The sequence below is a fragment of the Pseudomonas sp. IT-P218 genome, assembly GCF_949767605.1.
Classification (GTDB): domain Bacteria; phylum Pseudomonadota; class Gammaproteobacteria; order Pseudomonadales; family Pseudomonadaceae; genus Aquipseudomonas; species Aquipseudomonas putida_AE.
In genome coordinates this window covers 1-13969 of record NZ_CATKQQ010000019.1, presented here as the reverse complement: position 1 = coordinate 13969, position 13969 = coordinate 1, and the positions used below count along the sequence as shown (strand labels likewise).

The following is a 13969-nucleotide window of genomic DNA, read 5'->3' as shown; positions in this document are numbered from 1 at the left end:
TCTAGCGCGGGGCGCTGGCTGACGATGGTTCGGAAATCTGTGGGGGGACTGGCGGCGCGGCGGCATGGCCATGTTCGTCGCATTTGCAGGACAGGCGTTCGCCCGTGTCGACATTCATCAGGGTCAGGGCACCGCCCCAGACGCAGCCGGTGTCGAGGGCCGAGATGTTCGGCTCCTGGACCTTGCCTTCCAGCGCTGCCCAGTGGCCGAAGATGATCTTCAGGTCCCTGGTCTTGCGCTCCTTGTGCTGGAACCACGGTTTGTAGCCTGCCGGTGCCGTGTCGAGGCCTTCCTTGCTCTTGAGGTCAAGCTTGCCCTCGGCCGTACAAAAGCGCATGCGCGTGAAATAGTTGGTAATCACCCGTAGGCGCGTCACGCCCTTGAGGTCGCTGTCCCATTTCGCCGGATCGTTCCCGTACATGCCATCGAGGTAGGGTGGCAGCAGGTTGTCGTCGCGCAGGGCGGTCTCGACTTCGGCAGCGTATTTCAGCGCTTTGCGCAGCGACCATTGCGGTGGAATGCCGGCATGCACCATCGCAACGTTGCGCTGTTCGTCGTAGTGCATGAGTTTTTGCTGGCGCAGCCATTCCATCAACTCGGCGCTGTCCGGGGCTTCGATAATCTCGCGAAGGGTGTCGGCTTTCTTCAGGCGCTCGATGTTCTTCCCGGCCGCCAGCAAGTGCAGGTCATGGTTGCCGAGCACGCACACCAGCGATTCGCGGATGCTATAGAGGAAGCGCAAGGTTTCCAGCGACTGCGGGCCGCGGTTGACCAGGTCGCCCACCAGCCACAGGCGATCGCTTGCCGGGTCGAAGGCGACCTTCTTGAGCAGGCATTGCAATGCGTCGAGGCAGCCTTGCAGGTCGCCAACGGCATAGGTTGCCATTAGTGCAAGGCTCCGGGCACCGCCAGGCGGAACGGGGCGATGATGGCATCGAAATGTTTGCCGTCATCGGCGCGCATCTCGTAGGTACCCTGCATGGTACCGACCTTGGATGTCATGACGGTGCCGCTGCTGTAGGTATGGCTTTCGCCCGGCTCGATCAGCGGTTGCTGGCCAACCACGCCCGCACCGCGAACTTCCTCGACATGCCCGTCGCCATCGGTGATGACCCAATGCCGAGACAACAGTTTGGCCGCTAGCGAGCCGTTATTTTGCACGGTGATGGTATACGCGAAGGCAAAACGCTCTTGCTCGGGTTGCGACTGTTCTGCCAGATAGCGGGTGACGACGCTGACGTCGACCTGATAACGAGGATCGGACATGCAAAGGGCCTTAAAAACGAAGCGGAACGCGGGGCATGACTGATGATCAGTCTAGGCCAGGTATCGGATAGTAAACCAGACATAAACGCTGGTGTCCTACCCGATAACGCTTCAGTTCTGTCAGACGTCCGCGGCTTTCTGTAGGACTTGTTCGCTTAGCTTATCGGCAAGGCGTACGAAGGCCGCCAGATCGAGCTGTTCGGGCCGCAAGCTGCCATCGACGCCAGCGGCTTCGATTTCGGCGTTGCTCAGCAACAGCTTGAGTGTGTTGCGCAGGGTTTTGCGGCGCTGGTTGAATGCCTCGCGCACGACACGCTCCAGCAAACGGTGGTCCTTGGCCGGGTGCGGCAGCACCGCGTGGGGCACCAGGCGCACGATGGCCGAGTCGACTTTGGGTGGCGGATTGAACGCACCAGGCCCTACGTTGAACAGGTGTTCGACCCGGCAGTGGTACTGGACCATGATCGACAGCCGGCCCCAGTCACCGCCACCAGGCCCTGCCGCCAGGCGCTCGACCACTTCCTTTTGCAGCATGAAGTGCATGTCGCGAATCAGGTGCGCGTTGTGCAGCAGGTGGAAAATCAGCGGCGTGGAGATGTTGTAGGGCAGGTTACCGACCACGCGCAGGCTGCCAGGTGCGGCATTCAGGCTGGTGAAATCGAACTTCAACGCATCACCCTGATGCAGGTTGAAGTTGCTCTTGCCGGCGAATTGCTGGTTGAGGATCGGGATCAGGTCCTTGTCCAGTTCCACCACGTCGAGCTGGGCGCCGCTGCTGAGCAGGCCTTGGGTCAATGCGCCCTGGCCAGGGCCGATTTCCAGGAGACGGTCTTCGGCCTTGGCATGAATGGAGCGCAGGATGCGGTCGATAACGCCAGCATCGTGCAGGAAGTTCTGGCCAAAGCGCTTGCGCGCCTTGTGTTGGTATTGCTCGGTCATAGACGGGTCTCGGCCATCTGGTAGGCGGTTTCCAGGGCGACTTGCAGGCTGCCGGTGTCGATCTTGCCGCTGCCGGCCAGGTCCAGGGCGGTGCCGTGGTCGACCGATGTGCGGATGATCGGCAAGCCGAGGGTCACATTGACTGCTGCGCCGAAGCCTTTGTATTTCAGCACAGGCAGGCCCTGGTCGTGGTACATCGCCAGCACTGCATCGCAGTGCTCCAGATATTTGGGGGTAAACAGAGTGTCGGCGGGCAAGGGGCCGCGCAGGTCCATGCCTTCGCCGCGCAAGCGCTCTAACGTGGGTTCGATGATATCGATTTCTTCATGGCCCAGATGTCCGCCTTCACCGGCATGGGGGTTGAGCCCGCACACCAGGATGCGTGGCTGGGCAATGCCGAATTTTTGTTGCAGGTCGGTGTGCAGGATTCGCGTGACCCGCTCCAGCCGCTCAGGTGTGATCGCATCGGCAATCTCGCGCAGAGGCAGGTGAGTAGTGACCAGCGCCACGCGCAGCCCGCGAGTGGCGAGCATCATCACCACTTGCGCGGTATGGGTCAGGTCAGCGAGGAATTCCGTGTGCCCGGAAAAGGCGATACCGGATTCATTGATCACGCCTTTGTGCACCGGGGCGGTGATCATGCCGGCAAAATGCCCATCCAGGCAGCCTTGGCCCGCTCGGGTCAGGGTTTCCAGGACGAAAGCGGCATTGGCCTTGTCCAGTTGCCCGGCGACGACCTTGGCGTTGAGCGGTGTATCCCAGACATACAGGCTGTTGGCGGGAGCGGGAGCATCCGGCCAGTTGTCCGGCGTGACGGGCAGCACATCGACAGCCACACCCAGCTGCGCGGCCCGCTCAAGGAGCAGGTCGCGGCTGGTGATGGCAATCAGGGGGTGTGGCTGGGCGTGCGAGGCGAGCAGCAGGCACAGGTCGGGACCTATGCCGGCTGGTTCGCCGGGTGTCAGCGCGAAACGTTGGGGTTTCACTGCGCTGCCTGGTCGGCGCCAGGGAGTTTGATTTCCACGTACGCTTCGTCACGGATCTGACGCAGCCAGGTTTGCAGCTCTTCATCGTATTTGCGGTTACGCAGTACGGTCATCGCTTGTTGCTCGCGAGCCTGGTTGGTGCTGTCTGTGGCGCGACGGCCAAGGACTTCCAGGACGTGCCAGCCGTATTGAGTCTGGAACGGCTTGGACAGCTGACCTTGCGGGGTCTTGGCCATCACTTCGCGGAACTCTGGAACCAGTACGCTCGGGTCGATCCAGTTCAAGTCGCCGCCATTGAGCGCGGAACCCGGATCTTCCGAGTAGCTTTTCGCCAGTTCGCCGAAGTCTTCACCCGATTCGATGCGGCTGTAGAGCGACTCGGCCAAGGCCTTGGTTTTAGCTTCGTCACGAATCGGGCTTGGTTTGACCAGGATGTGGCGGACATGCACTTCGTCGCGTACCTGGGCTTCACCACCACGTTTGCCGGTGATCTTCAGGATGATGAAGCCACCTGGCGTGCGCATTGGCTGAGTGATGTCGCCAACCGCCATGGTGCTCAGCAGCTGATCGAACGGAGGTGGCAACTGTGCGGCTTTACGCCAGCCCATGTCGCCGCCTTCCAGTGCGGTTTCGCTGGCGGATTTGGCGAGGGCCAATTGAGCGAAGTCAGCGCCTTGCTTGAGCTGCTGGTACACCGCGTCAGCCTGTTTGGCTGCAGCCTGAATGGCCTCGGAATTGGCGCTTTCCGGCGTGGCAATCATGATGTTGGACAGGCGGAACTCTTGGGACAGCTGCATTTTGCCCAGGTCTGAAGCGAGGAAGTTCTTCACTTCCTGCTCGGACACCTGGATTCGCTCGGCCACCCGGCGCTGGCGCACACGGCTGATGACCATTTCACGTCGGATCTGGTCACGCGCGTCATCGTAGGACAGGCCGTCATGAGTCAGGGCAGCGCGGAATTGCTCGATCGACATGTTATTGCGCTGGGCAATGGTGCCGACAGCCTGGTTCAGTTCTTCATCGGTAATACGGATGCCGGAACGTTCGCCGATCTGCAGTTGCAGGTTCTCGACGATCAGGCGCTCAAGCACCTGTTGCTCCAGTACGCTGGCCGGTGGCACGGCCGAGCCGCGCTTGGCGATGGTTTGCTGGACTTCATGGACCCGTTGGTCCAGTTGGCTCTGCATGACCACGTCGTTGTCGACAATGGCCACCACTTTATCGATGGACTGTACCGCGGCGTTGGCCGCGGTACCCAGGAACAGCGCGCCCAGCAAAAGCGGGCGCAGACAATCAGAAAGCTTGGTCTTCACGTTCACGATAACCTTGGATGCCTTTGTCGAGGAAACTCTCTACTTTGGAGCCAGTGAGGCCGCCGAGTCCCTTCAGAACAATTTGGAGGAAGACGCCATGGTCGCCTTTTTCGTTTTCCGGAGCGTCTTGACTGGTTTCGTCATAATCGACCCAGTAACGGTTGATCAGGCGCAGTTTCCAGCAGCAGTTGTCGTACTCGAAGCCACCAAAGGCTTCCAGGGTACGGTTGCGGTTGTAGTCGTACTGCCAGCGGCTGATGACGTTCCATTGCGGCACGACCGGCCAGATCACCGAGAAGTCGTGCTGTTCGATCTTGTAGTAGTCCTTCACGTAGCCAGGAGTGCCCGGGGTGCCATAGTCACCACCGCCGACCTGCCATGTACCGGAGTTCTGGTCATAACGAACCTGGTCATTGCGATAGCGATAGCCGGCGTTGATGACCTTGTTCGGGTTGTCTTCAGGCTGGTAGTGGAACATCGCGCTGCCCGAACGAGGGCTGCGGCTGTCCGGGTCCCAGTTGTAATCGGCAGTGGTGCGCCAGTCGCGGTTCCAGCGGTATTCGTACTCCAGCGCATAAGGAGAAACGTCAGAGTGCGCGTCTTCGCGGGTTTTTGCATCGATACCCGGCAATTGGACTTCGCGATCCTTGAAGTATAAAGCCTGGCCGACGCTGATGCGTTGGCGCTCGAAGCCGTTTTCTTCGATCCAGCGACTGGTCACGCCCAGGGACAGTTTGTTCTCGTCGCCGACACGGTCAGAGCCAGAGAAGCGGTTGTCGCGGAACAGCGACCCATAGCTGAAGGTGTATTCGCTGGTGTCGAATACCGGAATGTCTTCCTGGTCCTTCTCGGGTACGTAGAGGTAGAACAGGCGTGGCTCAAGGGTCTGGTTATAGTCTTTGCCGAACCAGTTGGTCTTGCGATCGAAATACAGGCCGCTGTCGATGCTGGCGATTGGCACGCCACGGTTCTGGTTGCTGTCGAACGTGCCGTTGAGGCGGTCCTGTTCTGCAGTCTGCGCGGCAACCTGGCTTTTGCCGATGCTGTCGAGATCCAGTTGGTATTGCGTGTACTGGTACTTGAGTTTTGGCGTGAGGAAGCCATAGCTTGCCTCCATCGGATAGCTGACCGCTGGCGCAAGGTTGAGGCGATCGCCATTGGCGCGGGCCAGACCCTGAACGTTGGTGTCGAGGCGCGGCTCTACGTTGCCATCTTCATCGGTGAAGTTGCCGTTCTTCAAGTCCCGGTCAAACCGTACGAGCTCGGTGTCATAGGTGAAATTCAGGCCGCCTGGACGATCCGGCAGCGCACCGTTGAAGGTGATCTGCGGCAAGCGATCGTACGGCGTGATGTTCGACACGGTCGCCAGTTGATAAGCCTGGGCATTCACGCGAGCGGTGTAGCTGTCGCCACGGTAGCTGACGACACCTTGCTGGTTCACGTAGTCGGCGCTTTTCACACCGATCTGGTCAGTCTGCAGATCCTGGAAGTAATAAGGATCGCTGATCTTGGTGTAGTCGACTTCTGTCAGCACACGCGAATCAAGACCACCCTTGTGCTGCCAGTTGTACATGTAGCGGGTTTTTTCGTAATCGGTCTGCAGCTTGCGATCGTCGTTCTCGTCATTGAGGTATGCGGCGCCGAACTGACCTTCGCTGGACTTGGTCAGGTAGCGGAATTCGCCTTCCATCAACAGGCCGCGATCGCTCATGTAGCGCGGGTACAACGTGGCATCGTAGTTCGGTGCCAGGTTGAAGTAATACGGCGTGACCAGCAGGAAGCCGGTATCGGTGCCTGTGCCGATGGTCGGCGGCAGGAAGCCGGATTGACGACGGTCGTCGATCGGGAAGTAGATATACGGCGTGTACAGGACCGGAATGTCCTTGACCCGCAGTGTCACGTTGGTCGCGGTACCGAAGCCGGTGGCCGGGTTCAGGGTGATGTTGTTGCCCTTGAGCTGCCAGGCGTTGCTGTTCGGCTCGCACGTGGTGTACGTACCATCCTTGAGGCGGATGATCGCGTTCTCGGCACGCTTGGCGTACAGCGCGTTACCGCGGATACGGGATTTGTGCATCACGTATTCGGCGTTGTCGACCTTGGCTTCACCGGTATCGAGTTGCACATCCGCGTGGTCGCCCACGATCAGTGCGCCGTTGTCGCGAATGCGCACGTTGCCGCTTAGCTCACCACGGCTCTCGGCCTGGTAAAGGTTGGCTTCGTCGGCCTCGACCTGCATGCTGCCCTGGCGCATGACCACGTCACCGGCCAGGGTGGCGACTTGCTCATCCTGCTTGTAGCGGGAGGCTTTGGCGCCGATAAAGGTTGGGGCGTCACTTTTATTCGTCTTGTCATTCATGCCAGGACGAGTCGGTTCGATATAGGAACCAGAGCAATAAGGACCGGTTTCGGCCAATTGTGCTGCAGTGAGCTGCTCGCGCGGAACCCAGTCGAGGTGGCTGTAGTCTGCGCTACGCGACTTCAGGCCACGGCCTTTGGATTCGGTGACCAGTGCGGGTTTGGCCCCCGTGTCTTCGCTGGTACCCGTTTCGGCGGGTGTCTCGCCGGTGGCGCTGACTGCGCTGCCGTCGTGGACCGGACGAGGTGGCAATGCAGCCGCCGGCGATTTTGGCGCACAACTCCAGGCTCCCGAAGCGGAGGCCGAGCAGTCATACTGTTCCGCGGCGACCACGAAAGGGGTGGCCAAGGGTTGCAGAGCCAGCAAACTGCCGGTCATCAACAACGGAAATTTTTTACGAAACGCGGGGGATTTCAATGCCATCTTAATAGTCCGGGCTTCCTGCGTGCCATCTGCCCGCGGTGTGGGCCGCACGCCTCTCGATGGTCTGAAAAAGATGCTGGATAATAAAGCATGACCCGCTTGACGGCTAGCGCCGTCGGAGACCCTTGCAATGCCTGACCAAGATCTACGTTTGCAACACCTGAAAGTTTGGCTCGATGAACAGCTGGCAATCCTTTTTGCGCAACAGGGATGGGGTGCCGTCCCCCCGGCCACGTTGACTGCGGCCAGCAGCGACGCGAGTTTTCGGCGCTATTTCCGTTGGGAAGGCGCAGGCAGAAGCCTGATCGTGATGGATGCGCCACCGCCCCAGGAAAACTGCAAGCCTTTCGTGGATATCGCTTTTCTGCTGGCGAAATCCGGAATAAATGTGCCGAAAATCTACGCCGAAGACCTTGAACGCGGATTTCTTTTGCTCAATGACCTGGGCACGAAGACGTACCTGGATGTGATCGACAGCGAAAACGCCGACGATTTGTTCAAGGATGCCCTGCAAGCGCTCCTGGCGTTCCAGCAGTTGCCGATGGTTGCGCCATTGCCGAGTTACGATGTGGCGTTGTTGCGCCGCGAGCTGGAGTTGTTCCCCGAGTGGTACGTCAAGCATGAGTTGGGCATCGAGTTCGATGCGGCGCAGCAAGTGCTCTGGCAGCAGGTCAGCGATCTGTTGATCGACAGTGCATTGGCCCAGCCGAAAGTCCTGGTGCACCGCGACTACATGCCGCGCAACCTGATGCTCAGCGAACCCAATCCCGGTGTGCTGGACTTTCAGGACGCCGTCTACGGTCCTGTCACCTACGACGTGACCTGCCTGTTCAAGGATGCCTTCCTCAGTTGGCCCGAGGAGCGCGTGCGCGGCTGGCAGGAAAATTACTGGCAGCAAGCGGCTGCGCTGGATATTCCGGTGCAGCCTGACTTTGAAGACTTTTTGCGCGCCAGCGACCTGATGGGGGTGCAGCGTCACCTGAAAGTGATCGGTATCTTCGCGCGCATTTGCCACCGGGATGGCAAGCCGCGTTACCTGGCTGATGTGCCACGCTTCTTTGCTTATATGGATGCAGTGATCGCGCGGCGTCCTGAGCTGGCTGAACTGGATGTTCTGCTGGCCAGCCTGCGTGCTGGAGTGCCGGCATGAAGGCAATGATTCTGGCGGCGGGCAAGGGCGAGCGCATGCGTCCCTTGACCCTGACCACGCCCAAGCCGCTGGTCCGCGCAGGTGGCGTGCCGCTGATCGAGTACCACCTGCGAGCGTTGGCCGCTGCCGGGTTTACCGAGATTGTGATCAATCATGCCTGGCTCGGCCAGCAGATCGAAGACTATCTCGGCGATGGATCGCGCTACGGTGTCAGCATTCGCTACTCCGCCGAAGGCGAACCCTTGGAAACCGGTGGCGGAATCTTCCGCGCGTTGCCGTTGTTGGGTGGCGAGGCTTTCCTTGTCGTCAACGGGGATATCTGGACCGACTATGACTTCAGCGTGCTGCATCAACCCATCGCCGGGCTGGCGCACCTGGTGCTGGCCGACAACCCACCCCATCACCTCGCCGGCGACTTCAGCCTGACCGGTGACCAGGTCCGGGACGGTCAGCCGGACGCCGCCACCCTGACCTACAGCGGTATCGCCGTGCTGCATCCACAGCTGTTCGATGGCTGCTCGGCAGGGGCGTTCAAGCTTGCGCCATTGTTGCGCAAGGCCATGGCTGAAGGGCAAGTGACCGGCGAACGTCTGAAAGGTCTTTGGGTCGATGTCGGCACCCACGAGCGCCTGGCGGAAGCTGAATCCCTGATCGAAGCGAGCCGCTGACATGCTGTGGCCAGGGACTCTGATCGGAGCCGGAGCGGGCTTTGCCATCGCCAGTATTCCCGGGGCCATGCTTGGGGCCTTGATGGGGCAGGTGCTGGACAGGCACCTGGCCCTGCAAAGTTGGGCGCATCTACGCGAAAAGCTCGGGGGGCGACCGGTCCTGCGCAACGACGAGTTGCTGTTTGTATTACTGGGGCGCCTGGCCAAGTGTGATGGAAGGGTAGTGGAGGGGCATATCCAGCAGGCCCGTGCGGAGATGCGTGCCCTGGAAATGTCCGAATCGGCACAGCGACGGGCGATTGCCGCGTTCAATCGGGGCAAGGCGGGCAGTGACCGGTTGCGGGGTCATCTGCTCCGGCTGAGGTCTCAGCCTTTTGCCGCAGAAGGGGTCTTGCGCGCTTGCTGGCGGATGGTTTGGGCCGATGGTCATGCCGGTACCCGCGAGCGTGAACTGCTGTTCCAGTGGGGCAGTTGGCTGGGGTGGAGCGCGCCACAGGTCAAGGGGCTGGCAACCGATTACGAGCCGCAGCATCGACCGCCGGTCAGCAGTGTCATTACAAGCTATCAGGACGCCTTGCGGTTGCTGGGGGTGTCCGCCACCAGTGAGCCCGCCCAGATCAAGCGTGCCTATCGACGCCTGCTCAGTCGCCATCACCCGGACAAGATTGCCGGCAGTGGTGCAACGGCATCGCAGGTTCGCGAGGCCACCGACAAGACGCGCGAGCTGCACAATGCCTATACGTTGATTCGTCAGCGGCGGGATTTTCGCTAGCAGCGATCCGGTCAATCAGTCCGCCGCACTTTGCGGATTCAACCAGCCCCGCACCCGGCGCACCAATTGCTCCTGTTGTGCCTTGTTATTGCCCGGCAAAGCCTTGAGCGAGACCTGGCTGAAGGCCGAAGTCTTCACGCGCTTGGTGGCCTGCAAGCGAGCCAGCGCCGCGTTGCGATCCAGCGGCTTGTCCATATAGAAGAGGTCGACGGTGGGCAGCTTTAGGGTTGGCGCGAGTTCGTCCAGTTCAGGTGTCACTTTGACCGGCGTCTGCGCGGCGACCATGGCGAAGCGCTCGACTTGCGCCGTCTGCTTCTCGCTCAGATACCGCGCGGCCCAATAGGCGCCCGTGCCATGCCCCAGCACGACGATGCTGCGGGCGCTTTGCTGTTCGGCAAAAGCGATGGCCGCGTCGATTCGGGCGAAGATTCGCTCGGCGTCAGCCTTGCTTTGCTCGTCGGCGGTTTCGGCGACGGCCTTGTCCAACACCTCGGCTTCGCCGCCCGCCGCCTGTTCAATGGGGGCCGCGGTGGTCGAGTCTTTGCTGCCGACGTCCGGGGCCTTGGGGGCTGGAGCGGCTTCCATCACGCGTGGCGCAATGGCATCACTTTGCAAATCTGGCAGGGTGATACTCAGGCTGCTCCATTGCGCATCCGGCAATTGGCGACGCAGCGGACCGATTGCTTGCGGCCAGTCAACGGTTTCGCCTGCGCCGGGGATGATAATCACCGCGCCTTTGGGGTCAGCGGAGTTGGCCGGCTTCCACAGGGCCAGGAATGTATCGCTGCCCGCTTGCAGTTGTTGCTGTTCTTGAAGCGGGATTTTTCGCTCGAGTGCAGCGGCTTCTTCCTGACTACGCTCAGGCAATGGTTGGCGTTCGAGTGGTTTTTCTTCGGCGGGTTTTGCCTCTGCGGCAGCTGCCGCGGAAAAAGCCCATGGCAGGATCAGCGACAGGCACAATGCTGGCAGTGCCAGGCGGTAGACAGGGAGCATCGGATATTCCAGGCCAGAAGTTATCCCGGCAGCCTAATGGGTTGGTCAGTATTTGTCAGTGTGTGAGAGATCGATGATGCTTTTTCGCTGCCTGTGGGTTATCGGCTGTTTGTGGTTGCCCTTGATGGGCTGGGCGGCCGCCGCGCCACCGGCGCATGTCGCGCCGTTGTCGGCAGGCCAGCAGCAATGGCTGGCGCAGCAGGGCGATCTGCGGGTGGGGTTGGTGTTGCAAGCGCCCTACGCCCAGTACGACCGCCGCTTGCAGCGCTTGTCCGGGGTCAATGTCGAGCTGATGAAGTGGCTCGCCAAGTCGCTCAAGGTGGAACTGAGCTGGCGCAACTTTCCTGACCTGGAGCAACTGGAAGCGGCCGCCCGCGCAGGCGAAATCGACATCGCCCCGGGGTTGACCCAGACCCCGGGCGGTCTGCGCCTCTGGCAGTTTTCCGATCCGTACATGCGGGTGCCGCAACTGGTGGTCAGCGACCAGAAAAGCACCGGTGCGGTGGAACTGGAGAAACTCGACAGCCAAACCCGCGTCGCCGTACGCATGCCCAGTGCCACCGCCGATTACCTGCGCGGCAACTACCCGCATTTGAACCTGCAGGGGGTGCCGGTCGAACGCCAGGCGTTGCAGCTGTTGCTGAGCCAGCAAGCGGCCTACGCGGTGGTCGACGAGGCGCAATTGGGGCGCCTGTCCGTCGAGCCGGAGTTCGCCGGGTTGGTGGTGGTCGGGGATATCGGCTTGCCACAGCTGCTGCGGGTGGCCACGCGGCGCGACCTGCCAGAGTTGGCCGGTATTGTCGAAAGCGCGCTGCGGGCGATCCCGGCCAAGGATCTGGAGGCGCTGCACAACCAATGGCTGCAACCCAAGTATCCTCGGCTCAGCGAATCCCCGGGGTTCTGGCAAAACCTCTGCCTGCTGATGCTGGTAGTGGCGCTCAGCGCCATGGCCATCGTGTTCTGGCAACGGCGCCAGCAGCACAGCCTGGAGCAACGCCTGGCGGCGGCGCAGGCTGACATTGCCCTGCGCGCCGCCAGCGAAGAAGCCCTGCGACTCACGCAGTTTTCCATCGACCAGAGTACCGTCGGCATTCTGTGGGTGAACTGGGACAGTCACGTGCGCTACGCCAACCGCGCCGCCGAAACCATGCTGGGCTATCCGCCTGGTGGGATCATCGAGCGGCCATTGATCGAGTTCGAGCCCGGCCTGCACATGGATCGCTGGTTGAACCTGTGGAAGCGCGCCAGGGCCAGCGACGACGCGCCGCAAAGTTTCGAAACCCATTGCCTGAGGGCCGATGGCAGCGTGCTGCCGGCCGATGTCTCGTTGAGCTTCCTGCGCTTTCGCGATGGCGAGTACCTGGTGGTCTACCTGACCGATGTCACCGAAAGGCGTCGCGCCTTGGCGGCGCTGCAGGAAAGTGAAGCGCGCTTGCAAGGGATCGCGGCGAATGTGCCTGGCCTGGTCTTTCGCCTGGAGCGGGCGCCGGTGACGGGCCAGATCGACTTTGCCTACATCAGTGAAGGCAGCGAGAGCCTGGTGGGTTACTCGCCGGCCACCCTGGCCCATCGTGACAAAGGCCTGCGCAGCCTGGTGCATCCGGACGACAAGGCGAGCTATCACCAGACCCAGGATCATGCGCTGGACACCGACAGCGACTGGTCCTGGCAAGGGCGAATCCTGACGCGACAGGGCGAGCAGCGTTGGGCTGAAATCAAGGCGATCACCCGGCAACTCGAGGATGGCGCCTACGTCTGGGATGGGATTGTCTGGGACATCAGCGAGAGCAAGCGCATCGAGCTGGAACTGGCCAGCTCCCGTGGGCAATTGCGGGAATTGTCCGCGCACCTGGAGAGCGTGCGCGAAGAGGAAAAGGCCCGTATTGCCCGGGAAGTCCACGATGAACTGGGCCAGATGTTGACGGTGCTCAAGCTGGAAACGTCCATGTGCGAGCTGGCTTATGCACAACTCGATCCCGGGTTGAACGAGCGGTTGAACAGCATGAAGCGTTTGATCGCCCAACTGTTCCAGCTGGTACGCGATGTAGCGACGGCTTTGCGACCGCCGATTCTGGACGCCGGGATTGCTTCGGCCATCGAGTGGCAGGCACGTCGCTTCGAGGCGCGTACGCAGATTCCGTGTCTGGTACAGGTGCCGGAAAACTTGCCGGTGCTCAGTGATGCCAAGGCCATCGGCCTGTTTCGTATCCTTCAGGAGGCCTTGACCAATGTCATGCGTCACGCCCAGGCGCATACTGTCGAACTGACTTTGGCGATTGAGGGTGACGACCTGTGCCTGACCGTCAGCGATGATGGCGTAGGATTTGTCGCCTCGAGAGGCAGGCCGACATCCTTTGGGGTGGTGGGCATGCGCGAGCGGGTGTTGATCATGGGCGGGCAGCTGTCCCTTGAGAGTGAGCCGGGTGAGGGCACGACCCTGATCGTGCGAGTACCCCTGGATGAGGAGAGGTAAGTGATCCGTGTACTGGTAGCCGAAGACCACACCATCGTGCGTGAGGGCATCAAGCAATTGATCGGCCTGGCCAAGGACTTGCTTGTGGTGGGGGAGGCGAGCAATGGCGAACAGTTGCTCGAGACCTTGCGGCACGTGCCCTGCGAAGTGGTGCTGCTGGATATCTCCATGCCGGGGATCAACGGCCTCGAGGCAATTCCGCGGATTCGTGCCTTGAACAATCCGCCGGTGATCCTGGTGTTGTCGATGCACGACGAGGCGCAGATGGCCGCGCGGGCCTTGAAGGTTGGTGCGGCGGGCTATGCCACCAAGGACAGTGATCCGGCCCTGTTGCTGACAGCCATCCGCCGGGTAGCCGCGGGAGGGCGCTACATCGACCCGGACCTGGCTGACCGGATGGTCTTCGAAGTCGGCCTGACCGACTCGCGGCCGTTGCACTCATTGCTCTCGGAACGTGAGTTTTCCGTGTTCGAACGCCTGGCCCAGGGCGCCAACGTCAACGACATCGCCCAGCAACTGGCATTGAGCAGCAAAACCATCAGCACCCACAAGGCGCGGTTGATGCAGAAACTCAACATCACCTCACTGGCAGAGCTGGTGAAATACGCGATGGAACACAAACTTCTCTGA

The 13969-nt window shown here is 61.1% G+C and carries 12 protein-coding genes; 5 read left to right on the top strand and 7 right to left on the bottom strand.

The annotated features are described in order from the left end of the window. Position 1: 1 nt before the first annotated feature. The 6 genes from ACM6I6_RS13680 to ACM6I6_RS13655 form a co-directional block, all read right to left on the bottom strand. Positions 2–886 carry a symmetrical bis(5'-nucleosyl)-tetraphosphatase gene (locus tag ACM6I6_RS13680; protein WP_414920047.1) on the bottom strand — a complete coding sequence of 295 codons (885 nt, stop codon included), beginning with the start codon at positions 884–886 and terminating at the stop codon, positions 2–4. Next, positions 886–1266, bottom strand: coding sequence for a Co2+/Mg2+ efflux protein ApaG (gene apaG, locus ACM6I6_RS13675; protein ID WP_274077724.1), 381 nt, complete (start codon positions 1264–1266; stop codon positions 886–888). Before apaG ends, ACM6I6_RS13680 begins: the two co-directional genes overlap by 1 nt. 120 nt (positions 1267–1386) lie before the next feature. Then, entirely contained in the window at positions 1387–2205 is an 819-nt protein-coding gene (gene rsmA, locus ACM6I6_RS13670) for a 16S rRNA (adenine(1518)-N(6)/adenine(1519)-N(6))-dimethyltransferase RsmA (RefSeq protein ID WP_274077723.1), read from the bottom strand. Continuing rightward, complete coding sequence (gene pdxA / locus ACM6I6_RS13665) at positions 2202–3191, bottom strand: 4-hydroxythreonine-4-phosphate dehydrogenase PdxA (protein ID WP_323628432.1); 990 nt, start codon at positions 3189–3191, stop codon at positions 2202–2204. The genes rsmA and pdxA overlap by 4 nt, the downstream gene beginning before the upstream one ends. Further along, positions 3188–4510: a peptidylprolyl isomerase SurA gene (surA, locus tag ACM6I6_RS13660; RefSeq protein WP_274077721.1), complete on the bottom strand. Its 1323-nt coding sequence runs from the start codon at positions 4508–4510 to the stop codon at positions 3188–3190. The genes pdxA and surA overlap by 4 nt, the downstream gene beginning before the upstream one ends. Continuing rightward, a complete protein-coding gene (locus ACM6I6_RS13655; protein WP_274077720.1) occupies positions 4485–7283 on the bottom strand; it encodes an LPS-assembly protein LptD in 2799 nt (932 codons plus the stop codon). The genes surA and ACM6I6_RS13655 overlap by 26 nt, the downstream gene beginning before the upstream one ends. Positions 7284–7413: 130 nt before the next feature. Here ACM6I6_RS13655 and ACM6I6_RS13650 point away from each other — a divergent pair, with 130 nt between their 5' ends. The 3 genes from ACM6I6_RS13650 to ACM6I6_RS13640 are packed head-to-tail and all read left to right on the top strand — an operon-like array spanning position 7414 to position 9873. After that, positions 7414–8433 carry an aminoglycoside phosphotransferase family protein gene (locus tag ACM6I6_RS13650; RefSeq protein WP_414920046.1) on the top strand — a complete coding sequence of 340 codons (1020 nt, stop codon included), beginning with the start codon at positions 7414–7416 and terminating at the stop codon, positions 8431–8433. Then, positions 8430–9101: an N-acetylmuramate alpha-1-phosphate uridylyltransferase MurU gene (gene murU / locus ACM6I6_RS13645; protein ID WP_323608532.1), complete on the top strand. Its 672-nt coding sequence runs from the start codon at positions 8430–8432 to the stop codon at positions 9099–9101. Before ACM6I6_RS13650 ends, murU begins: the two co-directional genes overlap by 4 nt. 1 nt (position 9102) lies before the next feature. After that, positions 9103–9873 (top strand): DnaJ domain-containing protein, encoded by a 771-nt coding sequence (locus tag ACM6I6_RS13640; RefSeq protein ID WP_274077717.1) that lies wholly within the window; start codon positions 9103–9105, stop codon positions 9871–9873. 15 nt (positions 9874–9888) lie between these two features. On the opposite strand, the gene ACM6I6_RS13635 is transcribed toward ACM6I6_RS13640, so the two are convergent. After that, positions 9889–10866, bottom strand: a complete 978-nt coding sequence (locus tag ACM6I6_RS13635; protein WP_414920045.1) for an alpha/beta hydrolase family protein — start codon at positions 10864–10866, stop codon at positions 9889–9891. 73 nt (positions 10867–10939) lie between these two features. On the opposite strand from ACM6I6_RS13635, the gene ACM6I6_RS13630 reads away from it, so the two are divergent. Together ACM6I6_RS13630 and ACM6I6_RS13625 are read left to right on the top strand one after the other, a co-directional pair. After that, positions 10940–13339, top strand: coding sequence for a PAS domain S-box protein (locus ACM6I6_RS13630; RefSeq protein ID WP_414920044.1), 2400 nt, complete (start codon positions 10940–10942; stop codon positions 13337–13339). Next, entirely contained in the window at positions 13340–13969 is a 630-nt protein-coding gene (locus ACM6I6_RS13625) for a response regulator transcription factor (protein ID WP_274077714.1), read from the top strand.